25 protein-coding genes are annotated in these 25,774 nt (G+C 68.3%); 8 read left to right on the top strand and 17 right to left on the bottom strand.

Annotation, left to right across the window (positions count from 1 at the left end; all coding sequences use genetic code 11):
• Positions 1 to 76 precede the first annotated feature (76 nt).
• From M6D93_RS10145 to M6D93_RS10130, 4 genes are all read left to right on the top strand, one after another.
• The gene (locus M6D93_RS10145; RefSeq protein ID WP_249769023.1) at positions 77 to 841 is read left to right on the top strand and encodes a glycerophosphodiester phosphodiesterase family protein; all 765 of its coding nucleotides are present in this window, start codon (positions 77 to 79) and stop codon (positions 839 to 841) included.
• Positions 838 to 2,187, top strand: coding sequence for an MFS transporter (locus M6D93_RS10140; RefSeq protein ID WP_249769022.1), 1,350 nt, complete (start codon positions 838 to 840; stop codon positions 2,185 to 2,187). Before M6D93_RS10145 ends, M6D93_RS10140 begins: the two co-directional genes overlap by 4 nt.
• Positions 2,188 to 2,279: 92 nt before the next feature.
• Positions 2,280 to 3,062 (top strand): thymidine kinase, encoded by a 783-nt coding sequence (locus tag M6D93_RS10135; protein ID WP_249769021.1) that lies wholly within the window; start codon positions 2,280 to 2,282, stop codon positions 3,060 to 3,062.
• Positions 3,063 to 3,229: 167 nt separating this feature from the next.
• The gene (locus M6D93_RS10130) at positions 3,230 to 3,589 is read left to right on the top strand and encodes an RNA polymerase-binding protein RbpA (RefSeq protein WP_249769020.1); all 360 of its coding nucleotides are present in this window, start codon (positions 3,230 to 3,232) and stop codon (positions 3,587 to 3,589) included.
• Positions 3,590 to 3,669: 80 nt separating this feature from the next.
• Here the strand turns inward: M6D93_RS10130 and M6D93_RS10125 are convergent, their stop codons facing one another.
• Genes M6D93_RS10125 through M6D93_RS10115 form a run of 3 tightly spaced genes read right to left on the bottom strand, consistent with a single transcriptional unit; the run spans position 3,670 to position 7,804 of the window.
• A complete protein-coding gene (locus M6D93_RS10125) occupies positions 3,670 to 4,467 on the bottom strand; it encodes a polyprenol monophosphomannose synthase (protein ID WP_249769018.1) in 798 nt (265 codons plus the stop codon).
• Positions 4,464 to 6,206, bottom strand: coding sequence for an apolipoprotein N-acyltransferase (gene lnt, locus M6D93_RS10120; RefSeq protein ID WP_430667188.1), 1,743 nt, complete (start codon positions 6,204 to 6,206; stop codon positions 4,464 to 4,466). The genes M6D93_RS10125 and lnt overlap by 4 nt, the downstream gene beginning before the upstream one ends.
• Complete coding sequence (locus M6D93_RS10115; protein WP_249769014.1) at positions 6,119 to 7,804, bottom strand: amidohydrolase; 1,686 nt, start codon at positions 7,802 to 7,804, stop codon at positions 6,119 to 6,121. Before M6D93_RS10115 ends, lnt begins: the two co-directional genes overlap by 88 nt.
• A 95-nt stretch (positions 7,805 to 7,899) precedes the next feature.
• Between M6D93_RS10115 and M6D93_RS10110 the strand changes: the two genes are divergently transcribed.
• Positions 7,900 to 8,940, top strand: coding sequence for a LacI family DNA-binding transcriptional regulator (locus M6D93_RS10110; RefSeq protein ID WP_249769012.1), 1,041 nt, complete (start codon positions 7,900 to 7,902; stop codon positions 8,938 to 8,940).
• A 20-nt stretch (positions 8,941 to 8,960) separates the two neighbouring features.
• Here M6D93_RS10110 and M6D93_RS10105 read toward each other — a convergent pair whose 3' ends face one another.
• The gene (locus tag M6D93_RS10105) at positions 8,961 to 9,938 is read right to left on the bottom strand and encodes a carbohydrate kinase family protein (protein WP_249769011.1); all 978 of its coding nucleotides are present in this window, start codon (positions 9,936 to 9,938) and stop codon (positions 8,961 to 8,963) included.
• Between the two features lie 31 nt (positions 9,939 to 9,969).
• Between M6D93_RS10105 and M6D93_RS10100 the strand changes: the two genes are divergently transcribed.
• Complete coding sequence (locus M6D93_RS10100; RefSeq protein WP_249774196.1) at positions 9,970 to 10,887, top strand: 5'-3' exonuclease; 918 nt, start codon at positions 9,970 to 9,972, stop codon at positions 10,885 to 10,887.
• 104 nt (positions 10,888 to 10,991) lie between these two features.
• On the opposite strand, the gene M6D93_RS10095 is transcribed toward M6D93_RS10100, so the two are convergent.
• On the bottom strand, positions 10,992 to 13,796 hold the full coding sequence (locus M6D93_RS10095; protein ID WP_249769010.1) for a DEAD/DEAH box helicase: 2,805 nt from the start codon (positions 13,794 to 13,796) through the stop codon (positions 10,992 to 10,994).
• A 141-nt stretch (positions 13,797 to 13,937) separates the two neighbouring features.
• Between M6D93_RS10095 and M6D93_RS10090 the strand changes: the two genes are divergently transcribed.
• Complete coding sequence (locus M6D93_RS10090) at positions 13,938 to 14,441, top strand: CBS domain-containing protein (protein WP_249769009.1); 504 nt, start codon at positions 13,938 to 13,940, stop codon at positions 14,439 to 14,441.
• Between the two features lie 22 nt (positions 14,442 to 14,463).
• Here M6D93_RS10090 and M6D93_RS10085 read toward each other — a convergent pair whose 3' ends face one another.
• The 8 genes from M6D93_RS10085 to M6D93_RS10050 form a co-directional block, all read right to left on the bottom strand.
• Positions 14,464 to 15,426, bottom strand: a complete 963-nt coding sequence (locus tag M6D93_RS10085) for a diacylglycerol/lipid kinase family protein (protein WP_249769008.1) — start codon at positions 15,424 to 15,426, stop codon at positions 14,464 to 14,466.
• On the bottom strand, positions 15,423 to 16,337 hold the full coding sequence (tatC, locus tag M6D93_RS10080; protein WP_249769007.1) for a twin-arginine translocase subunit TatC: 915 nt from the start codon (positions 16,335 to 16,337) through the stop codon (positions 15,423 to 15,425). The genes M6D93_RS10085 and tatC overlap by 4 nt, the downstream gene beginning before the upstream one ends.
• Before the next feature lie 8 nt (positions 16,338 to 16,345).
• Positions 16,346 to 16,585 carry a hypothetical protein gene (locus M6D93_RS10075; protein ID WP_249769006.1) on the bottom strand — a complete coding sequence of 80 codons (240 nt, stop codon included), beginning with the start codon at positions 16,583 to 16,585 and terminating at the stop codon, positions 16,346 to 16,348.
• Between the two features lie 24 nt (positions 16,586 to 16,609).
• The gene (locus tag M6D93_RS10070) at positions 16,610 to 17,560 is read right to left on the bottom strand and encodes a helix-turn-helix transcriptional regulator (protein WP_249769005.1); all 951 of its coding nucleotides are present in this window, start codon (positions 17,558 to 17,560) and stop codon (positions 16,610 to 16,612) included.
• Complete coding sequence (locus M6D93_RS10065) at positions 17,557 to 18,525, bottom strand: helix-turn-helix transcriptional regulator (RefSeq protein WP_249769004.1); 969 nt, start codon at positions 18,523 to 18,525, stop codon at positions 17,557 to 17,559. Before M6D93_RS10065 ends, M6D93_RS10070 begins: the two co-directional genes overlap by 4 nt.
• Positions 18,526 to 18,668: 143 nt before the next feature.
• On the bottom strand, positions 18,669 to 20,027 hold the full coding sequence (pafA, locus tag M6D93_RS10060; protein ID WP_249769003.1) for a Pup--protein ligase: 1,359 nt from the start codon (positions 20,025 to 20,027) through the stop codon (positions 18,669 to 18,671).
• A 73-nt stretch (positions 20,028 to 20,100) separates the two neighbouring features.
• Positions 20,101 to 20,814, bottom strand: coding sequence for a zf-HC2 domain-containing protein (locus M6D93_RS10055; RefSeq protein ID WP_249769002.1), 714 nt, complete (start codon positions 20,812 to 20,814; stop codon positions 20,101 to 20,103).
• The gene (locus tag M6D93_RS10050) at positions 20,811 to 21,305 is read right to left on the bottom strand and encodes a sigma-70 family RNA polymerase sigma factor (protein ID WP_249769001.1); all 495 of its coding nucleotides are present in this window, start codon (positions 21,303 to 21,305) and stop codon (positions 20,811 to 20,813) included. Before M6D93_RS10050 ends, M6D93_RS10055 begins: the two co-directional genes overlap by 4 nt.
• A 208-nt stretch (positions 21,306 to 21,513) precedes the next feature.
• Here M6D93_RS10050 and M6D93_RS10045 point away from each other — a divergent pair, with 208 nt between their 5' ends.
• Positions 21,514 to 22,011, top strand: coding sequence for a Rieske (2Fe-2S) protein (locus M6D93_RS10045; RefSeq protein WP_249768999.1), 498 nt, complete (start codon positions 21,514 to 21,516; stop codon positions 22,009 to 22,011).
• 166 nt (positions 22,012 to 22,177) lie between these two features.
• Here the strand turns inward: M6D93_RS10045 and prcA are convergent, their stop codons facing one another.
• The 4 genes from prcA to dop all read right to left on the bottom strand — a co-directional run bounded on the left by prcA (position 22,178) and on the right by dop (position 25,734).
• Complete coding sequence (prcA, locus tag M6D93_RS10040) at positions 22,178 to 22,969, bottom strand: proteasome subunit alpha (RefSeq protein ID WP_249768997.1); 792 nt, start codon at positions 22,967 to 22,969, stop codon at positions 22,178 to 22,180.
• 61 nt (positions 22,970 to 23,030) lie between these two features.
• On the bottom strand, positions 23,031 to 23,864 hold the full coding sequence (prcB, locus tag M6D93_RS10035; protein WP_249768995.1) for a proteasome subunit beta: 834 nt from the start codon (positions 23,862 to 23,864) through the stop codon (positions 23,031 to 23,033).
• Positions 23,865 to 23,929: 65 nt separating this feature from the next.
• The gene (locus M6D93_RS10030) at positions 23,930 to 24,136 is read right to left on the bottom strand and encodes a ubiquitin-like protein Pup (RefSeq protein ID WP_249768993.1); all 207 of its coding nucleotides are present in this window, start codon (positions 24,134 to 24,136) and stop codon (positions 23,930 to 23,932) included.
• Between the two features lie 83 nt (positions 24,137 to 24,219).
• Positions 24,220 to 25,734, bottom strand: a complete 1,515-nt coding sequence (gene dop, locus M6D93_RS10025; protein ID WP_249768991.1) for a depupylase/deamidase Dop — start codon at positions 25,732 to 25,734, stop codon at positions 24,220 to 24,222.
• Positions 25,735 to 25,774: the final 40 nt, after the last annotated feature.

Genomic DNA, 25,774 nt, shown 5'->3' with positions numbered 1-25,774 from the left:
CACGTTATGTCAGCTTCATCGCCGGTCTACTCGGGCCCTGGGGGCGACCCGGTCACAGACTCGTTACCGTGGCCGGGTGTCCCCCATCGCTTACGCCCACCGGGGCTTCTCCCCCGCAGGCGCCGAAAACTCGCTCGCCGCCTTCCGCGCCGCCGTCGAGTTGGGGTTCCACTACCTCGAGACAGATTCCCGAGTCAGCGCCGACGGTGTGGCGTTCGCCTTCCACGACGACAGGCTCGACCGGGTGACCAACTCGACCGGCCGGCTGGTGACGAGCAGCGCCGACGTGATCAGGCGCGCGCGCATCCTCGGGCGTGAACCGATCCCCGAACTATCCGAACTACTGGCCGCTTTCCCCCACGTGCACTGGAACATCGACGTCAAATCACACGCTGCTATCGGGCCGACGCTCGATGCGCTGAGGACGTCGAAGGCCGAGTCACGGGTACGACTGGCCGCCTTTTCCCACTCCCGACTTATCGCCTTGCGCGATGCCGCCGGCCCGACGGTGGCCACCGGCATGTCCCCGCCGGAGATCCTGCGGCTCAAAACGGCCAGCCAGGCGCGCGGACCGTTTCGACAACGGCTGCTGGCCTCGTTGCGTCGCGGGAAAACCGGTGACATGGCCGCCCAAGTGCCCGCCCACGCCGGCTGGCTGCCGCTGGTGGACCGCGCGTTCGTGGCGCAATCCCACGACCTCGGAATAGCCGTCCACGTATGGACGATCAACCGGCGGGCAGAGATGATCCGCCTTCTCGATCTCGGCGTCGACGGGATCATGACCGACCGCGCGGACCTGCTGCGCGAGGTACTTCGGGAGCGTGGCGAGTGGAACCAGTGAGCACCGCAGACGCGGCCGGTGGGACAGCAGCGGCGCTGCTCCGGCGACAACGCCAGTTACGGGGCTGGTACCTCTACGGCTGGGCCAGTCACGTCTTTCCCACCATCGTGACCACCGTATTCATGGGTCGCTATCTGACCGCCGTGGCCGAGAATGCCGTCGGGAAGAACGGCCGCATACACGTGCTCGGCATTCCCATCGCGCCGGGAAGCCTGTTCGTCTATACCGTTTCAGCCTCCACAATTCTTCTGGTGGTGCTCATGCCGGTGGTCGGCGCGATCGCCGATCGAACCGGCCGAAAGCGCGAGATCCTTCTGGGCTTCGGCTGGCTCGCGGCCGCCGCCTGTACGGCCATGCTCGGCGTGACCGCCCGCGCCTGGCAACTGGGCGCCGCGCTGTACGTGGTGGCGTTCGTGGGTTACTCCTGCGCAACCGTGGTCAACTATTCCTTGCTCGTCGACCTGTCCGACACCGAGGAACGTGACCGGGTCTCCTCCTTCAACTGGGCGATCGCCTACATCGGCGGTGGAGTGCTGCTCGCCGCCGACTTCGTGCTCAGCCTGCTGCTGAACTCGGATGCGTGGCTGGCGCGCATCTCGCTCTGCGGCGCCGGAGTCTGGTGGGCGCTGTTCAATGTCCTGCCGTGGCGAATGCTGCGCGGTCTGCCTTCGAGCGCCCAGCGGCAGGTGCCCGGATCGATCGTCGGCGCGGGTTTTCGACAGCTGCGCCATACGATTGCCCACATCCGGAGCTACCCGCATACGCTCGCGTTCCTGATCGCCTTTCTCATCTACAACGACGGCATCCAGACGGTGACGACGGTGGCCGCGCAGTACGGTGACAAAGAACTGCGCCTCGACGACACCGTGCTCCTGCCGGCTATCCTGCTGGTCCAGTTCGTGGCCTTCGGCGGCGCGATCTGGCTCGGCCGCCTCGCAGCGCGCTACGGGGCCAAGCGCGTGGTGCTCGGATCCCTGGTGGCCTGGCTGGGGCTCATCGGTGTGGCCTACCTGCTCCAGGTCGGCGTTGCCTGGCAGTTCTACGCACTGGCGATCGCGCTGGCGATCGTCCTGGGTGGCAGTCAGGCGTTGTCCCGGTCGATGTTCTCGCGGCTCATCCCGGCCGGCAGCGAGGCCGAGTACTTCGGTTTCTACGAGATCTCGGACTCCGGTACCTCGTGGCTGGGACCACTGATCTTCGGTCTGGCCTATCAGTTGACCAGCTCTTATCGCAGCGCATTGGCCTCGCTCGTGGTCTTCTTCGTCGTCGGTTTCGTCCTGCTCCTACGGGTGCCCCTCCGTGCCGGTATCGAGCAGGCGGGCAACACGGTTCCGGCTCGGGTCTGACGTCGCGTGCGCCGTGCGGCGGGGCCGAACCCGGCCACCGAGGCGGGCTGTCGGCCCAGCGGGGCAACATCGCCGTAGTAGCGTGCCGATCCGTGACCGACGCCGCGCACAGCACCCAAGACCGTCCCACCGACTTCTCCAGTGCCCTCGCGTCGGTGCCGGCGGCCGGGAACCGCCGCGCGATCGCGATGCCCGCGCATCTGAAGTTCTTCTACGGCCCGATGGACTGCGGAAAGTCCACTCTCGCCTTGCAGATCGACCACAACCACGCGCGGCAGGGCCGGCACGGGCTCGTTCTGACCCGTTACGACCGGTCCGGCCGACCGACCATCACGACGAGGGTCGGCTTGGCCCACGATGCGATCGAGGTGACCGACGAACTGGACCTGGTGCGGCTGGTGCGACAGCAGTGGGCGGCCGGCCGGCGGGTCGACTACCTGATCGTCGACGAAGCCGGATTCCTCAACCCCGAGCATGTCGATCAGCTCGCCGAGCTCGTGGACGAGTCCCACGTCGACGTCTACTGCTTCGGGCTGTCGACCGACTTCCGGAGCCGGTTGCTGCCGGGAGCCAAGCGACTCATCGAACTTGCCGACGAGATATCGGCGATCCAGGTCGAGGTCCTGTGCTGGTGCGGGCGGCCCGGGCAGCAGAACGCCCGCGTGGTCCACAACCGCGTCGTGCGCGAGGGCGACACGGTGGTCGTGGCCGACACCGCGGTCGACGACGCGGTGCGCTACCAGGTGCTCTGCCGCGCCCATTACCGCAGTGGCGATCTCGGCGAACCGGGTGAACGGGTCGGCCGTGGACAGCTCACCTTCGACGACGCCGCTCCGGGTGAACCAACCGTTCGCGCAGAGCGTACTCACCGTTGACACACCGGCAACGATTCGTCCTTCACTTAGAAGCTGCGATATGATAAAAGCGTTTGCAATTCGTGTTGCGAGTGACCGCGTGCGCACCGTCCCACTGCACGGGAATCATCCCTGTGATTCGTTCGTTGGTGGCGCAGTACCCCGATGTGGGTGAGGAGTGATCTGACATGGCCGATCGTGTTCTCCGAGGCAGCCGCCTCGGCGCAATCAGTTACGAAACCGAATACGCCGCCGAGCCGGCGCCTCGCCGTCTGGTGAAGTTCCGCTGCGAGCGTGGCCACGAATTTGCGGTGCCCTTCTCCGACGAGGCCGAGCTGCCTTCGACGTGGGAGTGCCGCCTCGACGGCACCGTCGCCAAGTCGATCGACGGGCCCGAGCCCGAGGCGAAGAAGGTCAAGCCCCCGCGCACGCACTGGGACATGCTGATCGAGCGGCGCAGCATCGCCGACCTGGAAGAAGTTCTCGCCGAGCGCCTTGACGTCCTGCGCGCTCGCCGTGGGTCTGGCAAGTCGACCAAATCCGCCTGACAGCGCGCCTGCACGCCAGGCCGCAAGTAGAAAGCCCGCATCCGGAACATCGGGTGCGGGCTTTCGTTCGCTCTGCTACGTCAGCGCCCCGGTGGGCGCACAAATGACCGCAGCTGGGCCACGCGGTGGCCGGCGCCCCATTCGGTCACCCGAAGCAAAGCCTCCCGCACGATGGTCCCGCTCATCTTCGACTCACCCCGTTCCCGCTCCGCGAAGGTGATCGGTATCTCCACGACCCGGAATCCGGCTTGCACGGCGCGCCAGGCCAGATCGACCTGGAAGCAATAGCCCTGTGACGCGATCCCTGACAGCTCGATGGTCTGCAGGACCGAACGGCGATAGACCCGGTAACCGCCGGTCGCGTCCTTGAGATCCAGCCCGAGCAGTATCCGGGTGTACAGGTTCCCGCCGCGGGAGAGCAGCTCACGGGACCGGGGCCAGTTCACGACCGTGCCGCCTGGAACCCAGCGGGAGCCGAGCACCAGGTCGGCGTGCCGGATTCCGGCGAGCAGGCGCGGAAGCTGCTCGGGGGCGTGGGAACCGTCGGCATCCATCTCGACCACGAGGTCGTACTCGCACTCCAGCGCCCAGCGGAAGCCCGCGATGTAGGCCGCGCCGAGGCCGGACTTCGCCTCGCGGTGCAGGACGTGGATTCGGTCGTCGTCCCTGGCGAGGGAGTCGGCGAGCTCGCCCGTGCCATCCGGGCTGGAGTCGTCGACCACCAGCGCGTGCACCTCCGGATTCGCCGCAAACAGACGTTGCAGGATCAGCGGCAGGTTCTCCACCTCGTCGTAGGTCGGGATCACCACGACCGTGCGGGGCGCGTCGGGCAGCGCATCGGGCAGCGCGGCGGCGCTACCCGAATCCGATGAGCTCACCCGTCCTCCTTGTCAGGCATCGATGAGGCCGCCGGCACCAACGAGGTGACGCGGGCGCGGCGTCGAGAAGCCGGGATCACGGTGAGGGCAATGCCCAGCAGGGCCAGAGCGGTGAACAACCACTCCGGCACGGCGCCAAGCCGCGTCGCCAGCGTCGTGGTGGTCCGCAATTGGACGCTCTGCACGATCACATCGGCGGTGAACAGCGGTCCGGATTCCTGCCGGACGGAGCCGTCCGGCGCGATCACCGCGGACTTCCCACTGGTCGCGACCTGGACGACGCTCCGGTCGTGCTCCACCGCCCGCAGACGGCTCATCGCCAGCTGCTGATAGGTCTCGCCACTGTGGCCGAAGGTCGCGTTGTTGGTCTGGATGACGAGCATCTGGGCCCCCGCCCGCACCGACGAACGAACCAGCGAGTCGTAGGCGACCTCGAAGCAGATCACGTCACCGACCGGGTACGGGGTCTGCGTCAGCAGGCCGTTTCCGGAACCCGCGACCATGTCCCGGGCGACCAGGTCGACCTTGCTGGTGATTTTCCGGGCGATCGAGCGCAGCGGCATGTACTCACCGAACGGGACCGGATGTCGCTTGACGTAGCGCTGTCCCGGTCCGGGCGTGGTGGACGAGGAAGGCAGCCACACGATCCCGGCGTTGGTGACGTGGGTGGGACCAGGACCGTCCAGCAGGGCACCGACGAGGATCGGCACGCCTACCGCGTCGGTGGCCTGCTGGATCTCGCCGGCCGCGTCCTGATTGGTCGTCGGGTCGATGTCCGAGGCGTTCTCCGGCCACAACACCAGGCTCGGCTTCGGCACCGTCCCGGCCTTGATCTGGGCCGCGAGCTTCATGGTCTGGGCTACGTGGTTGTCGAGCACCTGCCGGCGTCGCGCGTTGAACTCCAGACCCCGGTCCGGGACGTCCCCCTGGATGGCGGCGATGGTGGTGCTCCGCGGGGTGCCGGTCGGGTGCAGCGGGAGCCAGAGCGCCAGCCCGAGCGCAAGCACCGTGACCGCGCCGGCGGCCGGGACCAAGCGGGCCGGGCGAGCGAACCACGAGCCGCGCGGGTGGGCAGTATCCGGCGAGCTGAGCGGGTCCGGCGGACTGCCCTGATCCCGCGCGCTGCCGGGATCCCGCACGCCGAGGACGGCGCGAGCCAGACAGCAGCCGATCAGAGCTACGGAGAAGGTCACCAGCGGGGCGCCGCCCAGTGCCGCGAACCACTTCAGCGGGGAGACGGACTGGCTGAAGGCCCACCGCCCCCAGGGGAATCCGCCGAAGGGCAGCCGGTCGCGCAGAGCCTCCTCGCCGACCCAGCCGGCGGCGGCCCAGAGCGGGCCCAGCCGTCTGCGCTGCAGGACGGGCAGGGCGGCCCCCAGCGCGGCGACGTACCAGGTCTGGGAGAAGACCAGGATCAGCCACGGAGCGGACCCGACGAAGGTCGCCGTCCAGTGCAGCATCGGCCCGAACAGACCGGCACCGAAGGCCAACCCGAGCCAGGCTCCCTGCCGCGGGCGCCGACCGTGGACGACGATGGACAGCCCCGCGGTCGACACGAACGCCAGCGGCCACAGGCCGAAGGGGGGAAACGCGAACACGCCGATCAGTCCGGCGATGAAGGCGGCCGGGACGCGAATGCGCATCGACGATCTCATCGGCCTCCTCCGCTCGCCACGCTCCGGTGGGTCAGTTCGCCGGAGTCGAACAGCTCTCGGCCTCGGACCACGGTACGCAGGCATCGTGGCAGCGGTTCAGCGGGATCGAGCGCGGGCAACCCGCCGCAGCCCCGGTCGTCGGCGGCGAACACGGCGTAGCTGGCGGGCGCACCGACATCGAGCAGGCCGCTGCCGTCGCGCTCGGCGCGCGCGGCGAACCAGCCGCCCCTGGTGTGGGCGTACAGAGCAGCCGCAATGCTCATGGCCCCCGGCGATGAGCGGGGCCGGGCCGCCGCCCGCACCGCGGCCCACGGAGACATCGGCGTCACGGGTGCGTCAGAGCCGAAGGCGAGCGGCACTCCGGCCTGTGCCAGCTGGGCCCACGGATTGGTTCGGCGGGCGCGCTCGGATCCCAGGCGGCGTTCGTAGAGGCCACCTTCCCCACCCCACGTCGCATCGAATGCCGGTTGCACGGACGCGACGATGCCCGCCCCGGCCAGTGCCGTGATGCTGGGAACCAGCTCCGCGTGCTCCAGCCGCGGGCGCGACGCTCGCAGCCGGTCCGCGCCGATCCGGCCCGGGGCGGCGCGGCCGAGGGCCCGGACGACCTGCGCCACGGCCGCGTCGCCAATGGCGTGAAAGCCGACCTGCAGGCCGGTCTGGATGGTCTCCTCGATGTGCGCGACCAGTTCGTCCAGACCCCAGTTCAAACCTCCCGACGATGCCGCGTCGGCGTAGGGCTGATCAAGTGCGGCGGTGTGCGAGCCGAACGACCCGTCGCAGAACAGGTCGCCACCCGCACCGATCGCGCCGAGGGTTTGCGCGGTGCGCACCCCACCCAGCTCGCCCCAGTATCCGAAGACCTCGGGAGCGCAGGGCTCGCTGTCGGCCAATGCCAGCAGGCCGGCCAGGTCGTCCGCGCCGGCGATGTCGGGTCCGCCCATCTCGTGCAGCGCGACGATGCCCAGGGCTGCGGCGGCGGTCAGCGCGGCCCGTTGCAGATCTTCGCGGTGCCGCGACGACAGCCCCTGCCGGGCCACGGCTCGCGCGGCATGGTGGGCTGCCCCGGTGAGCAGGCCGTCCGGGCCGAAGCCGTCCAGACGCGCCAACCCCGTCACGGCGGCCATGAGCGCTGACGACACGACCGCCGAATGCCCGTCCGCTCGGCTGAGGTACACCACTCCCCCATAGCTGGCCCGGTCCAGTTCCCGCGCGGTGAGCGGCCGGTCCTCCGGCCAGCGCGAGGAGTCCCAACCGGAGGCGAGCAGGGGCCGGCCGCCGGAACGCCGCGCGGCCCGTTCGACGAGGTCCAGCGCCTGATGACGATCCGCCGCCGAGGTCAGGTCCAGACCGAGCAACGAGAGTCCGGCATCGGTCGTGTGCACATGGGCGTCGACGAAGCCGGCGGTGACCAGGGCGCCGTCGAGATCGACGATCTGGTCGACCGCGAGATCCGCGGCCGCACTCGCGTCACCGATCCACGCGATGCGCTCGCCGTCCAGCAGAATCGCCGAAGCGGGCGCTTGGCCCGACTCCTGGCCCGACTCCTGGCCCGACTCCTGGCCCGACTCCTGGCCCGACTCCTGGCCCAGTTCCAGGTCAGCGGCCGAGCCCGCCGTAGGCGCGTTCGCACCGGACATGCGCCCGGTATGGACGCGCCCCCGGGTAAGCAGGATCCGCATTCGGAGCAGTCTGCCAGCAATCGGACCAGCCCGACCTAGGCCAGACCTGAGCCATGGATTACCGTGCTGTAAAGATTTTCAGGGAGGCGGGGACGATGGCTGCGAGTATCGAAGATGTCGCCAAGCTGGCGGGCGTCTCGATCGCGACGGTGTCACGCTCACTGCGTGGTTTGCCCGACGTAGCCGCCGCGACTCGCGACAAGGTCCTGGCCGCCGCGCGGGAACTCGACTACGTCGCCTCCCCCTTCGCCGCCCGCCTGGCCAGCGGCCGGTCCTCGACGATCGGCGTGGTCGTGCCGTTCGTCCACCGGTGGTTCTTCGCCGAGGTCCTCGGCGCGGTCGAGTCGGTGCTCAGCCAGAGCGGTTTCGACCTCCTGCTGCACAACCTGGGCAGCAGCGAGGGCCGGGAGCAGTTCTTCTCCATCCTGCCGGTGCGCAAACGGGTCGATGCCGTGGTCGTGGTGAGCCTGGCGCTGACCGAGGACGAAGTGGAAGCGCTGAAGTCGTTGGAGCTGCCGATCGGCGTGCTCGGTGCCGCTCATCCCGGCTTCTTCTCGGTTCGCATCGACGATGTGGCCGCCGCCCAGACCGCGGTGGAACACCTGGTCGGTCTCGGCCATCGCCGCATCGCACTGATCGGCGGCGATACCGATGACCCGATGCGGTTCACTCCCCCACACCATCGGCTCACCGGCTTCCGGGACGCGCTCATCTCCCACGGCATCACGCCGGACGAGTCGCTCGAACGGCTGGGCTACTTCACGGTCGAAGGTGGCGAGGCCGCGATGGTCCAGTTGCTGGGCCTGCCCGAACGGCCGACGGCGGTCTTCGCCGAGTCGGACGAGATGGCCTACGGTGCGATGCGGGCGATCCGTCGAGCCGGACTGCGCGTTCCCGCGGACATCGCTGTGATCGGTTTCGACGATCACCAGACTGCCGGCCTGCTCGACCTGACGACGATCCGGCAACCGGTGGCCGAGCAGGGGGCGAAACTGGCGGCGATGCTGCTGGCCAGCCTCACCAATCCCGACAGCGCTCAGCCCTCGGACGTGGTCATGGAGACCGAACTAGTCGTGCGCGGTTCGACGGTCGCCTCGGCCAGCGAATACGCCGACACCACCGCTGCGACTTCCTGACTCGCTCCGGCTCTGCCGGTTCAGCTCAGAATGGTGGCCGCCATCAGCTCAGCGGCGGTGGGCGGATTGGCCCCGGCCCGTGAGCAGGTCAGCGCCGCCACCAGGATCGCCTCCGCAAGTACCGGGCGGACGCTGTCGGCGGTGAGCGCCGCGGGCAACAGCCGGGTGCGGACGAGCGCGTTGACGAGCCCGGCCATGAAGGCATCGCCGGCCCCCACGGTGTCCACCACCGTGATCGGGCGCGCGGGCACCGACAGCAACTCGCCCTCACCCGCGATCGCATGTGCACCCTTGCCACCGTCGGTCACGACGACAAGCGAGGGCCCGAGATCCCGCCACGCCTGAAGGATCGCGCTGACCTCGCGCCCGGGGTAGAGCCACTCGAGGTCTTCGGCGCTGGCCTTGACGACATGTGCGAGCGCGACCGAGGCCTCCACCCTCGCCACGGCGACGGGGTGGTCGGGCATGAGCAAGGGGCGGATGTTCGGATCGTAGGAGACGACGGTCGGCCGGGTCTGCCGGATCCGGGACAGATGGTCCCCGATCACCGCGGCACCGGGATCGGTCCACGACGCGAGCGAGCCGGTGTGCACCCAGTCCGCGGGTGCCGATGCATCGTCGGCACGGTTCAGTTCCTCGGCCGTCCACTGCCAGTCGGCCGTGCCGTTGAGGTAGAAGTCGTAGGTGGCGTTGCGCTGCTCGTCCAGGCCGACGATCGCCAGTGTGGTCGGTTCGGCGGCGTCGACGGCCAGGGACAGGTCCACGCCGTTGGCCAGCGCGTGAGCACGCAATTGGCGCCCGAACGCGTCCGAGCCGAGTCGGGCCTGTAACCGGCTGACCTGGCCCAGCCGGGCCAGCCCGACCGCGACGTTGAACGGGCTGCCGCCCGGATGGGCTCGGAACAATCGGGCACCGTCGGCCGAGCCGCCGGACAGCGTTGTTCCCGGGCCGGCTTCGGCCACCAAGTCGATGAGGGCTTCCCCGATCACGCACACCACCCGGCGAGGCTATCGTGCTCGGGTGACTGTGATGCTCATCGACTCGGCCAGCATGTACTTCCGTGCCTTCTACGGGGTGCCCGACTCGGTCAAGGCACCCAACGGCATGCCCGTCAACGCGGTGCGGGGCTTCACAGACATGATCGCCACCCTCATCACCAGGTATCGCCCGGACCGATTCGTAGCCTGTCTGGACTACGACTGGCGTCCGGCGTTCCGGGTCGCCCTCGTGCCCAGCTACAAGGCCCATCGCGTCGTCGCCGTCACGCCCGCCGGTCAACCGGATGTGGAGGAGGTTCCGGACCTGCTCACACCGCAAGTCCCGATCCTGCTGGCGGTACTCAAAGCGGCCGGACTGTGCTCGCTCGGTGTGATGGGTTTCGAGGCCGACGACGTGATCGCGACGTTGGCCCACCGCTACGACCAGGCGGGCCAGGCTGTGGACGTCGTCTCCGGCGATCGGGACCTCATCGGGGTGGTGACCGACAAGGTCCGCCTGCTCTACACCGGCCGGGGCGTGGCGAAGCTGGAGGAACTCACGCCGGTAGCCGTGCAGGAAAAGTACGGCATCCCGTCCGCGCTGTACCCCGATTTCGCGGTCCTGCGCGGTGATCCTTCGGACGGCCTTCCCGGCGTGCCCGGCATCGGCGAGAAGACCGCGGCGATTGCCGTCAGCAAGTTCGGCACGATCGAGCAGATCCTGGCGCTGGCCGTGACGGGTGAGGAATCGATGAGTCCCACCATTCGTACCAAGGTCCTCAAGGCGCAGGAATACCTCCAGGTGGCGCCCGACGTCGTGCGCGGCCGGACCGACCTCGACGTCGGCGAGGTCGACGACCGCCTGCCAGGTCCGGATGCCGACCCGGAGATGCTGGATGCCCTCGGCAGCGAGTTCGGCCTGGGCAGTTCCATCGACCGGCTTCGCACTGCGCTGGCCGGATTGCGCTGAGCGGATAGCGCTGACCGGATTGCGCTGGCCGGATAGCGCTGGCCGGATAGCGCTGACCGGATTGCGCTGACCGGATTGCGCTGGCCGGAGGGTCCCCGCAGCCGTCAGAGCTGTTGAGCGATCACACCTCTGCGCAGCGCGGCGATCGAGGCACCTGCGGTCGTACGAATCGCTGCCGGCACGGCCTCGGAACGGGCCAGCTGCTCCAGCAGGTCCAGAAGCTGCCTGACCCATCGGACGAAATCGCCCGCCGGGACCGTCGTGCCGTCCTCCGACCACGCGGTGAGCACCTTGTCCAGCGAGTCGCCACGAGCCCACCGATAGCTGGCCCAGACGAAGCCCAGATCGGGCTCGCGGGTGATCGGCAGGCCGTACTCGGATTCACGTTCGGTCAACTCGCCCCACAGCCGCGCCGTCTCGGCGAGCGCGGCGCGGCTCGCCCCCTGCGGCAGCTTGGGGGCGCTCGTCTCTTCCCGTCGAGCCTCGTACACGACCGAGGAGCAGACCGCGGCAAGCTCGGCGGCGTTCAGTCCGTCCCAGGCACCAGTGCGCAGACACTCGGCGATGAGCAGGTCTGCCTCCGACCAGATCCGCGACAGCAGCCGGCCGTCGGCAGTGATCTTCTCGGCCACCGGCTCGCCGGGGGCCGGAACCTCCGTCATGACGTGCGGGTGCATGTAGCCACGCACGGTCAGCAGGGCACAGATCGCGTCGAACGTCCGCGACAGCGAGTGGGTGCGGCGTTCTGCCTTGTGCTGTAGGGCATCGCTCTCGCGCTTGAGGCGGTGATAGCGCTCGGCCCAGCGCGCGTGCTCCTCCCGGTCGTGGCACCCGTGGCAAGGATGCGCACGAAGTTCGGCGCGAAGATCGGTCAATACCTGGTCGTCAGCGGCCGCGCTTCGACTGCGGCGCCGCCCGCGAGGCTCGCCGTCGGGAAGGCGAAGGTTGCGCAGCGAGGAGGCCAAGTCACGCCGTTCGCCTGGGTTGCGGGCGTTGAAATGCTTGGGTACCCGCACCTGACCGAGGACCTCGGCGGCGATCGAGAAGTCCGCGGAGCTGATCCGTCCGGCCCAGCGATCCAAGGTCAGCACCATCGGCCGGGCGTCGGCCAACGCCGATGCTCCGGGGTCGAGCACGACCGCCAGGCCCGCCCGTTTGCCGGTTGGGATCCGGATGACGTCGCCGATCCTCAGGGCCTCCAGCGACTGGACGACGGCGGCACGGCGCTGGCTGGCGCCGGCACGGGCGAGCTCTGATTCGCGCTCGCCGATGCGTTGCCGAATCGCCGCGTATTCCGAGAAGTCCCCCAGATGGCAGGCCATCTTGGATCGATATTCGTCCAGGGAGCGTTGATTCTTGACCACCTGACGGGTGATGCCGACGACGGAACGATCCGCCTGGAACTGGGCGAAAGACGACTCGAGCAGCTCGCGCGCGGTGTCACGCCCGACCTGCGCAACCAGGTTGATCGCCATGTTGTAACTGGGCCGGAAGGACGAACGCAGCGGGAATGTCCGGGTGGAGGCCAGCCCGGCCACTTGATCGGGGTCGATCTCAGGTCCCCACTGCACGACGGCGTGGCCCTCGATGTCGATGCCGCGCCGCCCGGCACGCCCGGTGAGTTGGGTGTACTCGCCCGGAGTCAGCTCGACATGGCCCTCTCCGTTGAACTTCACCAGCCGTTCGAGCAGCACCGTCCGGGCCGGCATGTTGATGCCGAGCGCCAGCGTCTCGGTGGCGAACACCATCCGGACGAGGCCGCGGACGAACAACTCCTCGACGGTTTCCTTGAACGCCGGGATCAGTCCGGCATGATGCGCGGCGACGCCACGCTGCAGGCCCTCCAGCCATTCCCAGTAACCGAGCACGTCGAGGTCGTCGGGCGCGAGGTTGGCGGTCCGTTCCTCGACCAGTCCGCGGATCTGCTCGCGTTCCTCATCGGTGGTCAGGCGAACCCCCGCCAGTACGCACTGCCGTACCGCGGCGTCGCAACCAGCCCGGCTGAAGATGAACGTGATCGCGGGAAGCAACCCGTCCCGATCCAGGCGGGCCAGCACGTCCGCCCGATGGGGAGGGTGCCAGCGCGGTCCGTGCGGCGGCCGGTGGCGGTCCCGCGAGTTGGCGCCGCGGCGCCGGTCCGGTGCCTCGAAGCGCGCGCGTTCCCGGATGTAGCTGCGGAGCTGGGGATCTACGGTGATGTTCTGGGTCCCGCGCTCGACCTGTTCGGAACTGAACAGGTCGAACAGTCTGGTTCCGACGATCATGTGCTGCCACAGCGGCACCGGCCGCTGCTCATGGACGATGACCCGGGTGTCACCGCGGACCTCGACGAGCCAGTCGCCGAATTCCTCTGCGTTGGACACCGTGGCTGACAGCGAGACCAGCCGGACCGAAGCCGGCAGGTGGATGATGACCTCCTCCCAGACCGCACCCCGGAAGCGGTCACCGAGATAGTGCACTTCGTCCATCACGACGTAGCCGAGGCCGGTCAGTGCCGGACTACCGACGTAGAGCATGTTCCGCAGGACTTCGGTCGTCATCACGACGATCGGCGCACCCGAATTCACCGCGTTGTCTCCGGTGAGCAAGCCGACCTTGTCGCTGCCGTACCGGCGGATGAGGTCGTTGTACTTCTGGTTCGACAAGGCCTTGATCGGTGTGGTGTAGAAGCACTTCTGGCCCAGCTGTAGGGCCAGGTGAATCGCGAACTCGCCCACCACGGTCTTGCCCGCTCCGGTCGGTGCGCACACCAGAACGCCGTAGCCGTCCTCCAGTCCCTCGGCCGCCTCGACCTGGAACGGATCGAGTTCGAACGGGTAGCTCGACCGGAAGTCGGCCAGCGTCGGATACTGCCGCCGACGCCGGGCCTGGGCGTACCGTTCGGCCGGCCCAAGGCCTGGTGCAGACATGTCCCCAGCCTACGGTCCGGGCGGAATCGCCAGCCCGACCGACTGGCGCGACAGAAAATGATCAAGGCCGCTGCCAGTGACGCCGATCACTGCTAGCGTCATGCCGAACGGAGTTTCCGCTGCCTTCTGGAGGTGGTCCGCATGCTGATAGCCGATCTTCTCAAGCACAAGGGCGCGTCGGTCGTGACGATTGGACCCGATGACTCGATCAGCCAGCTCCTGCGTTCGCTGGCCGAACACAAGGTTGGGGCGCTCGTCGTGCTCAGTCCAGGCGAGGCTGCGGGCACGGGCCGGACGCCCGCCCATCAAGCCGGCGCCGACGGCACGTCCGGTGAGCAAGCCGGTGCAGTCGCAGGGATCGTGTCCGAGCGCGACGTGGTCCGGCACCTCAACACCGAAGGCGCGGCCCTGCTCCAGCGCCGGGTCGGGGACGTCATGAGTTCGCCCGTCATCTCCTGCACGCCTGAGGACTCCGTCGAACAGGTCGCGGAGCTGATGACCGAACGCAGGTTCCGGCACATGCCGGTAATGCGCGACGGGGCGCTCGTCGGCATCGTCACGATCGGAGACGTGGTCGCGGCGCGGATCCGGCAGCTCGAGGTCGACCGAAGGCAGTTGGAGAGCTACATCGTCCGAGGCGGCTAGGCCCTACGGACCTGGGCCGGACTCAGCCGGCAGGGTCCTCCGACCGCGACAGCCCCGGTGCGGATGGACCGATCGGCACCAGCACCGCAAGTGCTCCGGCCACGCAGACCGTCCGTACCGGAAGGTCGCCGACGCGCTCACCATCGGCCCACGCCACCGTCTGCGGCGCCTCGATCGTGACGGTCGCGGATCGGTATGTCGTCACGGCCGGGTGTCGCAGGTGGCCGGCCCGCGGCAGGGTCGGCGCCAACCGGGCCAGGGTCAGACGGGAAACGGCTCCCACCACCGTGACGTCGAAGATGCCGTCGTCCATGCGCGCCCCGGGTGTCATCAGCTTGCCTCCGCCGTATTGCGGACCATTGCCGATGGCCACGAGCGTCATCGGGGTGCGGATGGTCTGGTCGTCCAGCTGGAGGGTGAGCGCGCGCGACCGCAGGCGCAGCATCTCGGCGGCGATGGCCAGATCGTAACGACGCTTTCCCGACGGCCACCGCATCCGGTTGGCCCGCTCGTTGACCCCGGAATCGAAGCCCGCGTAGAGCATCGTCACCCACCATCGGCCGTCGGCGTTGGGCGAAACCGGCACGGCATCGCAATGGCCGAGGTCGATCCGGCGGACGGACTTGGCGTGCAGCGCGGCCAGCAGCGCGTCCGCGGCTCGCAACGGATCGGGATCAATACCCAGCGCGGTGGCGGTGTCGTTGCCCGTACCGGCCGGGATGATCCCCAACGGCACCTCGCCCTGGGCCAGAGCGTTGACCGCCAGATGCACGATCCCGTCGCCGCCGCACACCACCACGGCGTCGGCGTCCTCCCCGGCGTGCGCCAGGATCGAGACCGATTCCGCCTGGCTGCGACCGCTGAACACCCGGACCTCGGCCGCGCGCGAAAGGTGCGAGGCCACCCGCGCTCCGACCGCGACCGCGGCTCCCTTGTTCGAGGCCGGATTGACGACCAGGCTCACGCGGGGTCGGCCCAGACTCACGGAAGCTCCGTCCACTCCGATTCGAGGCTGGCCGCGCGCGTCGGCAGGTCACTCGGACGGGGGTCGATGACCGAGGCCACGTCGTCGGGCAACTGCTCGGCGGCCCGCTGCTCCTCATCGGCGATCTGGCGACGCGCCCGGCGGCGGTCGTGCAGGAAGGCCACGAGCACCGCGGCCTCGAACAACAGCAGTAGCGGCACCGCCATGAGGGTCATCGTGAACGGGTCGGTCGAGGGTGTGGCGACCGCGGTGAAGACGAACACCAGGAAGATGCCCAAGCGCTGCCCACGTTTGAGCAGCGAGTAGGGCAACACCCGCGTGATGTTGAGCATCACGATCAGCAGCGGGAGCTCGAAGGAGGCGCCGAAGGTGAGCAGGACGAGCGTGACGAAGGAGATGTACTGCTGAACCCCGAGTGCCGCCTTGGTGCCCGAGCCAGACAGTTCGATGAGCGCGTTCAGACCGCGCGAGAGCGTCCAGTAGGCCATCGCCATGCCGGCTACGAACAGCACGGACGAACTGGCCGCAAAGATCAGGGAGTACTTGCGCTCGCTACGCCGCAGCCCAGGAGTGACGAACGCCCAGATCTGGAACAACCACAGCGGCGCGGTGATGATGCTGCCCGTGATCATCGAGATCTTCAGGCGAATCGTGAAGCCGTCCAGCGGCGCGGAGTACAGCAGATCGCAGTCGGACTGCTTGGTCGCACCGAGGCGCCGCTGGAACGGGACGTTGCAGTAGGGCTTTTCCAGCAGATGCAGGATCGGGTTGTAGAACAGCCAGCCGATGATCGCGCCCAGGAACAGGATGACGAGCACGATCGCGACTCGTCGCCGGAGTTCGCGGAGATGGTCCAGGACGGACATGCGTCCTTCGGGGTCGCCCGCCGGGCGCTTGCGGAACTTCACCATCGGCGCGCTCAGCCCGCCTGCGATTCGAGGACCGCCGGTGCGGTGCGATTGAGGCCTCGGGCCCGTTCCGCGGTTTCGGCCAGTGCGGTGCCGACACCGCTCAGTTCAGCGACCAAGCGATCGAGACGGAGCTTGTCGGACTGCAGACGACGGACCTTCCAGCTGATCTCGTACAGGCAGAACACGAGCAGTACGGCCGCGAAAACCACGGCGAAGGCCCACACCCCGACCACGATCCACCCCTGCATGGCGCTGAGCCTACTGGCCGCCGATCAGGCTGAATACGCGGCCAGCGCCGACGCGGCCTCGGCTCGGACGTCACGGGCCAGCCAGTCGGGAGCGAGCACCGACACCGCTCCCCCGGACCGTCTGACCAGCGCGGCCACCCAAGCCGGGTCGGCCACGCGCAAGCTCACTCTGAGCACGGCCGGTTCGTCCGGGTCGGGTTCGACCGTCTCGCTCGGGTAGTACTCGCTCACCCAACTCCATCCGGGACCCAGACTCAGTTCGACGAGCAGGTGCTCCGGTGCCGGGCGATACACGCCTTCTGAGACATCCTTCGGATTGATGTCGACCGGGATCACCGCGGGTTCGTCCAAGAGCGTGGCATCCTCGAACCGGTCCAAGCGGAAGCTGCGCATTCCTTCGGCGCGACGGCACCACGCCTCGAGGTAGTTCACGCCGTCGACGGTGAAGACCTGGACCGGATCGACGACGCGATGGGTCGATTCGTCCCGGGCGGCGGTGTAGTAACGCAGCTCGACGGCTCGCTTCTCGGCGACCGCGCGCTGGGCCAGGCCGAGCCAGCGGTCCTGAGCGGCGAGCCGGATATCGACGCCGGCGGTGTCCAGGTGCTGACCGGCCGCGGTCTCGATCTTGGCCAGGGCGCGCTCAGCCGCACCGGTGGAGGTCGCTCCCGGCAGGTCGGTGAGCGTGCGCAGGGCCACGCCGAGAGTCATCGCCTCGGTCGCCGTCAGTTTCAGCGGCCGGCTCAGGCCGCCGTCGTAGGTGACCGAGACGGTGTCCTGCTCGAACATGAGGTCGATGAGATCCTCCGGGCCGGACGAACGCCCGCACAGCCACAGCATCTCCAGCTCCTTGCGAACCTGGTCCTCGCTGATGCCGAAGGCTTCGGCCGTCTCGGTGATCGAGGCCACGCCGCGATTGAGCACGTAGGGCACCAGAGCGAGCAGCCGGGTGACCTTGTCGCCGGTGTCGCTCATCGCCGCCCCCCGGCAGCGGCTTCGAGCAGGCTGACCACCGACTTGACGAGTTCGGGCGGATCGACGACGAAGGCGTCCGTTCCAACCGAGGCCACCATCGCAGCCAGCCATTCGGTGTCCCGGTACTCGATCTCGAGCACGTCCTGCCCCTCTTCCCGGCTCACCGACTGGGCGCGGCGCCGCAGCTGCCCGCCCCTTCCGTCGCGCACCCGCACCCGTCCCACGTGGCCCGGCTGCGGGTTGGCACCGCGAACCATCTCCAGCATGTCCAGCCCGGCCGGGCGCGTGGTCTGCGCCGACGAGGCCACGGTGCGGACGGCTCCCTCGATCCGGTCCAACCGGAAGCTGCGCGGCTCCCCTCGGCCCCGATCGTGTCCTACCACGTACCAGCGTCCGCGCCAGGACAGCACGCCCCACGGTTCCAGGACGCGCTTGTCCGCAGCGTCGGCGAAGGGTTTGCGGTGGCTGAACTGCACCACCCGCTTGTCCGAGACCGCAGCCAGGAGGTCGGGCAGGGCGGGCTCGTTGGCCGGCAGCGGCGGCAGCGTGTCCGCGCCGGCCTCGGCGTCGATCTCGACACCGGCGGCGCGCAGCTTGATCAGGGCGGTCCTCGCCTCGGTGGCCAGGCTGGCCGAACTCCACAGCCGGGCCGCCAGGCCCACTGCGGCGGCCTCGTCGGCGGTGAAGCTGATCGGGGGAAGCTCGAAGTCCTTGCGCGCGATCCGGTAGCCGTCCTCGGTGTCGAAGGCTGAATTACGGCCCGTTTCCAGCGGGACACCCAGTTCACGCAGCTCGGCCTTGTCCCGCTCGAAACTGCGCTTGAACGCCTCGTCCGGGTTGCTGGATTCCTCTGAGACCTCGTAGCCCTCGACCAGGTCGCGAATGCGATCGGCGGTGATGTACTGGCGGGTGGACAGGAGAAGCAGCACGAGATTCACCAGTCGCTGCTGTCGTCGGGCGGCCATATCGCTCAACGGTAGGCGACGGGAACCACTGGCCGGCGCAGCACCCCGCGCTCGCGGAGCGTGTCGTCGTCGTGCACCGTCCACCGTCTACGCTCCGCGGCCCTGCCCACTCGGATCGCCGTGGCGGCATCCGGGCGGACGCTCTACATAGAGGCGATCAACTTGTCGACGCGGTCGTCGACCGAACGGAATGGATCCTTGCACAACACCGTCCGTTGAGCCTGGTCATTAAGCTTGAGGTGAACCCAGTCGACGGTGAAGTCGCGGCGCGTCTCCTGCGCCCGCTTGATGAACTCGCCACGCAGCTTTGCCCTGGTGGTCTGCGGAGGTACGTTCTTGGCCTCGAAGACCGCGAGGTCGCTCACCACCCGGTTGAGCGCGCCGCGGTTCTGCAACAGGTAGAAAAGACCCCGGTCACGACGGATGTCGTGGTAGGTCAGGTCCAGCTGCGCCACTCGCGGCGAGGACAGGGGCAGGTCGTAGCGCGCTCGGTAGCGCTCGATCAGCTGGTACTTGGTGGCCCAGTCGATCTCGCGGTCGATCAGGGACAGGTCCTGGGCGTCGACCGCCTTGAGGGTGCGGCCCCACAGATCGAGCACCCGCTCGGTCAGCGGGTCCGTCCCCGCCGTGTCTACGAAGGCCCGCGCCTTCTCGTAGTACTCCCGCTGGATCTCACCGGCGCTGGACATCCGCCCGTTGGCGAGCTTGATCTGGCGGGTGCCGGTCAGGTCGTGGCTGATCTCGCGGATCGCCCTGATCGGATTCTCCAGGGTGAGGTCCTTGAACGAGATGCCCTGCTCCATCATGCGCAGCACGAGATCGGCGCTGCCGACCTTGAGCAGCGTGGTGTTCTCGTTCATGTTCGAGTCGCCGACGATCACGTGCAGCCGCCGGTACCGCTCGGCGTCGGCGTGCGGCTCGTCACGGGTGTTGATGATCGGACGGGACCGGGTGGTCGCGGAGGAAACGCCCTCCCAGATGTGCTCAGCCCGTTGGGACAGGCAGAAGACGGCACCGCGCGGGGTCTGCAGGACCTTACCCGCGCCGCAGATCAGTTGACGGGTGACCAGGAACGGGATCAGGACGTCGGCCATGCGGCTGAACTCGCCGTGCCGTGCGACGAGGAAGTTCTCGTGACAGCCGTAGGAGTTGCCGGCCGAGTCGGTGTTGTTCTTGAACAGGTAGATGTCGCCGGAGATGCCCTCGTCGTTGAGGCGCTTCTCGGCGTCGATGAGCAGCCCCTCGAGAATCCGTTCGCCGGCCTTGTCGTGCGTCACCAGCTCGACCAACGAGTCGCATTCCGGGGTGGCGTACTCGGGGTGGCTGCCGACGTCCAGGTACAGCCGGGCACCGTTGCGCAGAAAGACGTTGGACGAACGCCCCCAGCTGACGACGCGACGGAACAGGTAGCGCGCGACCTCGTCCGGACTCAGCCGACGCTGGCCCTCGAAGGTGCAGGTCACGCCGTACTCGTTCTCGATCCCGAAGATACGTCGCTGCACGAACCCCAGCCTAGTCAGCTCGGGGCTCACCTGGCCGAAGCGTTTCCGTGCCGTGATCGTTCGTGTCGGTTCGTCACAGGTTCACCTGCAGCACCGGGTTGCCGCTGGCGTCGACGATCTGGATGGTCTTGATCGCCTTCGGTGGCCAGATACTGCCGGCGTCAACCCGGATGTCGGCGCCCGGGGGCCAGCTCACCGGATACTGCTTGGAACCGGCGCGGTTGATGACGACCAGCCGGTACTCGCCCTGATCCTGTGGTCCCGTTTGCCCGCTCGGGCCGTATCCCGACGGCGCGCCGCGGTAGTGGCCGCAGTAGACCCGCAGGCTCGTCCCGGTCTTGGAGGACCGCAGCGTCACGGTGGCCTCCACGGTGGCCGGGCCGCCATTGGCGGCGGTGAAGTGGTGGACGGTCGGGGCGTGAGCGTCGTTCCAGAACCGGATTCCTCCGACCCCCGCGAACAGCACCAGGCAGGCGGCCACGCCGGCGGCGAGCGCGACCCGCACGCGCTGGCGTCGCCGGTAACTGCGAACCTCCCTGAGCAGCCGGGGCAGCAGGGTGTCGGGTACCGCCTCGACCTCGGCGAAGGCGCTCGGGTCGGCGTTGAGCAACCGGTCGGTCAGGCCGTTCAGTTCCGAGATCTGGGCCTGGCAGAGGGGGCAGCCGGACAGGTGCGCCTCGTACGCCGCGGCGTCGTCGTCGTCCAACGCGCCGGCCAGGTAGGCCGCGTCATCGCGGGCGAAGCGTTCGTGCTCGGCCGCGTGCCGGTCGGCGTCGAATTCGGTCACTGTTCCACCCCCATCTCCGCGAGTACGAGTTTGAACGCCTGCAGGGCGTAATGGGTCCTGGACTTCACGGTTCCTTCCGCGATTCCGAGCCGGGCAGCGGCCTCGCGGACGCTGGAGCGGCGGTAGTACATCTCGACGAGGACCGCCCGGTGGTCCGGTGTCAGGCGGGCCAGAGCGTCGGCGATCAGGCGGGACTCGACCAGTTGTTCGGTGTAGTCGGCACCACCGGATTCCGGGACATCGGAGACGAGCTTCTCTGGACGCACTTTGCGGGCTCGCCACTCGTCTATGACGATCCGCCGGGCGACCGTGTAAAGCCAGGTCCGGGCCGCTCTGGAGTGGTTGTCTGCAAAGACGGGATTGTCGGTCTGCTTCCAGGCCCGCAGGAGGGTCTCCTGCACCACGTCCTCGGCCGCCGCGCGATCGCCGCCGGTTAGCCTAACGGCGAAGGCCCACAGCGCGCCCGCATGCTCGTCGTGCAACATTCGCATGAGCTCTTGCTCGCTCGTGCCTGTGGTTTGCCTTTGCATGTCACCTTCTCCGTCCCGCCCTTCCTACGCACGGCGATCGAGAGCGGTTCAATCAGAGACGTCCGGGCGTGGTGCGGGTATCAGTGCTGAACCGATTGTGCGCTGAGGTCGTAGACCACGGCAGACGCGCGGCGTCTGACCAGACCGAAAACGTGATCGGAGACCGTTTGTGAACACCGAGGACATCAGGCCCGCCGAGCCGACTGCCGAGTTGAGGGCCCCGCTGAGTGGACCGAGCCGCCGCCTCGTGCTCGCGGCCGGTGCTGGTGGCGGCGCGCTCGTGCTCGCCGCGTGCAGCGCAGCGCCGGGCCCGACCCGAAGCGATGTCTCGACCTCCGGCGGATCAGGCTCATCAGGTTCAGCGGTCCGGTCCGCCGGCGCCGGCCAGGTGCTGGCGCCGCTGTCGTCGGTCGCGGTGGGATCGGCCATCGCGGCCAAGAGCGCAGACGGCAGTGACATCTTGATCAGCCGTACGGGTCCGGACACCGTCGCCGCCTTCAGCGCGGTCTGCCCGCATCAGGGTTGCACGGTGGCTGCCAGCTTCGCCTGTCCCTGCCACGGTTCGACCTTCGATCCCAAGACCGGCGCCCGCCTCAGCGGACCGGCTCAGAACGGCCTGGCCACGGTTGCCGTCGCAGTGTCGGGCGGCAACATCGTCGCCGGGTGATGCGCCGGGCGGGCGGCGGAGCTTGTCTACTTCCCACCGCCGCCCGTCCGGCCTAAACCGCCCGACGCCGCGCACGGCAGATCGTTGAGGCAGTGCGGCGGTCTCGGTAGGACCGGGAGGGAGCGTGGCGTGCCCGGCCTGGGCACCATGTCGCCCGATAGCGCGGCTAGTCGCCCGACTCGGTGGGCTCCACGGGAGTATCGGCCGGCGGCTGCGCTGGCGAGTCCGCCGGCGAGTCGCCTTCTGCCGGTGGGAGCGGGCTGGACGGAAGCAGGCTGGCCAGCGCGGGCCCGGTGATCCGGCGGAACTTGCGCTTGCCCCGGTTACGATCGAGCACGGCGACCTCCAGGGCTCCGGCGGCGATCTCTCGGGGCGCACCGCTGTCCGCGCCGGAAGCGCCGAGTGCGGCTACCGCCACTGAGATGGCTTCGTCCAAGTTCATTCCGGTGCGGAAGGCGGCCTTCACCGAGTTCGTGACCAGATCTGCCTGCCCGCCCATGATCAGGTACTCCGGCTCGTCGACGATCGTGCCGTCGTAGGACAGCCGGTACAGCTGGTCGTCGGCGGCGGCATTGCCCACCTCGGCCACGCAGAGTTCGACCTCGTAGGGCTTCTGCTGCTCGGTGAAGATCGACCCGAGGGTCTGGGCGTAGGCGTTGGCCAGCGCGCGGGCGGTGACGTCACGGCGGTCGTAGGAGTACCCGCGCAGATCAGCCAACCGGATACCGGCCACCCGCAGGTTCTCGAACTCGTTGTACTTGCCGACGGCGGCGAAACCGATCCGGTCGTAGATCTCCGAGACCTTGTGCAAAGCCGAACTCGCGTTCTCAGCGACGAACAACACGCCGTCGGCGTAGGTCAACACGACCACGCTGCGACCCCGGGCGATGCCCTTGCGGGCGTACTCCGAACGATCGCGCATGATCTGTTCGGCCGAGGCGTAGAACGGCATCGACATCGTGGTCTCCGGCTTTCTGCTCGATCAGGCACTCGTCGATCGAGTGCGGGAGGAAGGTCTGTCAGGAACCCGGGTGCTCGGAGCGGCGCTGCAGCAGCGCGCGGACCACCGTGTCGAGGTGTTCATCGGTTACGCGGCGCGCGCCGTCGGCCGTGGCGGCGTAGACGACGGGAAAGATCCGGCGGGTCAGGTCCGGGCCGCCCGTGGCTGAGTCGTCGTCGGCCGCGTCGTACAAGGCCTCGACGACGACACTGACCGTCTCGTCCTCGGACATCGCCGGCCGCCAGAGCTTCTTGAGCGAACTCTTGGCAAAGACCGACCCCGAGCCAACCGAGTGGAAGTACTGCTCCGGGTAGCGGCCACCGGTCACGTCGTAGCTGTAGATCCTGCCAGCCTCGGTCGAGGATCCGGCGTCGACGTCGAACCCGGCGAACAGCGGGACTACAGCCAGGCCCTGCATGGCGGGACCGAGATTGTTGCGGATCATGGTGGCCAGGCGGTTCGCCTTGCCGTCCAGGGTGAGCGGCGTCCCCTCGATCTTCTCGTAATGCTCGAGTTCCACCTGGAACAGACGGACGATCTCGATCGCGATGCCCGCCGTTCCCGCGATACCGACCAGCGAAAAGTCGTCGGAGGCGAACACCTTCTCGATGTCGCGCTGGGCGATGAGGTTGCCCATCGTCGCGCGCCGATCGCCGGCCATGACCACGCCACCGTCGAAAACTGCGGCAACGATGGTCGTCGCATGCGGCAGGTTCGCCGTGGAACCGGAGGCGTCCAGGCCGATCATGCGCTTGTTGGGCAACAGATCGGTGGCCGCAGCCGAGAGAAACTCCACGAAGGACGACGATCCTGGGTCGGTGGCATAGCGCAGCAGACCTCGGTTCTCAGCCATGCTCAAGGATTACCGGCCACCTTTCCGCTCTTCGCGTAGGCGCTCATCGCCCGCTCGCTGCTCACTCACTGACCACCCTTCTGCACGAAGCTACGGACGAAGTCCTCCGGGTTGGTTTCCAGCACCTCGTCGATGTCGTCGAGAATCGCGTCAACGTCATCGGTCAGCTTCTCGTGCCGTTCGGCCACATCGCTGTTGGCCTCGGCAACTTCCTCGGTCTCGTCCTCACGTTGCTTGGACGGCCGGGTCTGTCCGCCTTCATGACTGGCCATACTCACCTCACGCCTTCAGTGCACCGGATCGGTACTCCGACACTAGTAGGCCCCGTGGGTCCCGCGCTCGGGTAGGGGCCAACTCACCCCAGCAGGGCGTCGACCAGATCGTGCGCGGTGGCGCACCGGTCCAGCAGTTCCTGAACGTGCGCCCGGGTTCCCCGCAGCGGCTCCAGGGTGGGCACCCGGACCAGCGAGCGCTGTCCGACGTCGAAGATGACCGAGTCCCACGAGGCGGCCGCCACCGACTCCGGGTAGCGGCGCAGGCATTCACCGCGGAAGTAGGCCCGGGTATCGACCGGTGGGTGCTCGCGCGCCGACTCGGCGTCGGCCGGATCGATCAGCGTGCGCATCGAACCTCGCTGGACGAGGCGGTGGTAGAGGCCCTTGTCCGCACGGATGTCGGCGTACTGCAGATCGATCGCGTGCAGGCGCGGACTGGACCACTCCAGCCCGTCGCGCTCACGAAATCCCTGTAGCAGGCGTAGCTTGGCGACCCAGTCGAGCTCGCCGGCCAGCTGCATCGGGTCCTCGCCGAGTCGGGTGAGCACCGATTCCCATTCGTCGAGCACCTGGACGGTCTGGACGTCGGCGTCGCTGCCGAGCCGGTCGTCGACGTACTTGCGAGCCCGGTCCAGGTACTCCAACTGAAGCTCGAGCGCGGTCAGGCTGCGCCCGTCAGCCAACCGCACGAGATGGGACAGACCGGGGTCATGGCTGACGCTGCGGAGTTCGCGCACCGGCTCGGCGATGCGTAGTTCGTCGTTGAGCCAGCCGGACTCGATCATGGCCAGCACCAACGAGGTCGTGCCGACCTTGAGGAACGTGGACAGTTCGGCCAGGTTCGCGTCTCCGAGAATCACGTGCAGACGCCGGTACTTCTCGGCGTCGGCGTGCGGTTCGTCGCGGGTGTTGATGATGGGGCGCTTCAACGTCGTCTCCAGCCCGACCTCGACCTCGAAGAAGTCGGCCCGCTGGCTGATCTGGAATCCGTGCTGGTGACCGTCCTGCCCGATACCGACCCGCCCGGCGCCGCAGACGATCTGACGGGTCACGAAGAACGGCGTGAGCTGGCTGACGATCGCCGCGAAGGGCGTCTGCCGGCTCATCAGATAGTTCTCGTGGGCGCCGTAGGACACGCCCTTGTTGTCGGTGTTGTTCTTGTACAGCGTGATCGTCCCGCCGTTGAGGCGACCGGCCTGCGCGGCTGCCGCCGCCATCACCAGCTCGCCGGCCCGGTCGAATCGGACGATGTCCAGTGGGCTGGTCACCTCGGGGGTCGAGTACTCGGGATGAGCGTGGTCGACGTAGAGCCGAGCGCCGTTGGGCAGCACGACGTTGGCCAGGCCCGCGTCCTCCTCGTCCTCCAGGAACTGCTCGGCCACGTGATTGGGCCCGGACAGGTCGAAGCCGCGGGCATCGCGCAACGGCGATTCCTCCTCGAAGTCCCAGCCCGGGCGACGTCGGCGCCCACCGGGCAACAACGAGGCGTACCCGTTGACGACCTGCGCGGACAGCAGCATCGCGTTGGCGGTCGGGTTGCCGGGGACGCTGACCCCGTACTCGACCTCGGTACCCATCACACGCGTGACCGTCATGGGTTCAGGCTACGGCCCGTGCAGTCGGCAGGGCGCGAAA

This window comes from Jatrophihabitans telluris, from assembly GCF_023516435.1.
Classification (GTDB): Bacteria; Actinomycetota; Actinomycetes; order Mycobacteriales; family Jatrophihabitantaceae; genus Jatrophihabitans_A; species Jatrophihabitans_A telluris.
This window is presented reverse-complemented; position numbering and strand designations above follow the sequence as displayed.

Bases quoted from the DNA above. Each gene is read 5' to 3' on its own strand.
- M6D93_RS10075 (WP_249769006.1), bottom strand. From the start codon at position 16,585: ATGCAGGGGTGGATCGTGGTCGGGGTGTGGGCCTTCGCCGTGGTTTTC.
- M6D93_RS10100 (WP_249774196.1), top strand. From the start codon at position 9,970: ATGCTCATCGACTCGGCCAGCATGTACTTCCGTGCCTTCTACGGGGTG.
- M6D93_RS10090 (WP_249769009.1), top strand. From the start codon at position 13,938: ATGCTGATAGCCGATCTTCTCAAGCACAAGGGCGCGTCGGTCGTGACG.
- M6D93_RS10030 (WP_249768993.1), bottom strand. From the start codon at position 24,136: ATGGCCAGTCATGAAGGCGGACAGACCCGGCCGTCCAAGCAACGTGAG.
- M6D93_RS10110 (WP_249769012.1), top strand. From the start codon at position 7,900: ATGGCTGCGAGTATCGAAGATGTCGCCAAGCTGGCGGGCGTCTCGATC.
- M6D93_RS10130 (WP_249769020.1), top strand. From the start codon at position 3,230: ATGGCCGATCGTGTTCTCCGAGGCAGCCGCCTCGGCGCAATCAGTTAC.
- M6D93_RS10070 (WP_249769005.1), bottom strand. From the start codon at position 17,560: ATGAGCGACACCGGCGACAAGGTCACCCGGCTGCTCGCTCTGGTGCCC.
- lnt (WP_430667188.1), bottom strand. From the start codon at position 6,206: ATGCCTGCGTACCGTGGTCCGAGGCCGAGAGCTGTTCGACTCCGGCGA.
- M6D93_RS10095 (WP_249769010.1), bottom strand. From the start codon at position 13,796: ATGTCTGCACCAGGCCTTGGGCCGGCCGAACGGTACGCCCAGGCCCGG.
- tatC (WP_249769007.1), bottom strand. From the start codon at position 16,337: ATGGTGAAGTTCCGCAAGCGCCCGGCGGGCGACCCCGAAGGACGCATG.
- M6D93_RS10050 (WP_249769001.1), bottom strand. From the start codon at position 21,305: ATGCGAATGTTGCACGACGAGCATGCGGGCGCGCTGTGGGCCTTCGCC.
- prcB (WP_249768995.1), bottom strand. From the start codon at position 23,864: ATGGCTGAGAACCGAGGTCTGCTGCGCTATGCCACCGACCCAGGATCG.
- dop (WP_249768991.1), bottom strand. From the start codon at position 25,734: ATGACGGTCACGCGTGTGATGGGTACCGAGGTCGAGTACGGGGTCAGC.
- prcA (WP_249768997.1), bottom strand. From the start codon at position 22,969: ATGTCGATGCCGTTCTACGCCTCGGCCGAACAGATCATGCGCGATCGT.
- M6D93_RS10065 (WP_249769004.1), bottom strand. From the start codon at position 18,525: ATGGCCGCCCGACGACAGCAGCGACTGGTGAATCTCGTGCTGCTTCTC.
- M6D93_RS10115 (WP_249769014.1), bottom strand. From the start codon at position 7,804: ATGCGGATCCTGCTTACCCGGGGGCGCGTCCATACCGGGCGCATGTCC.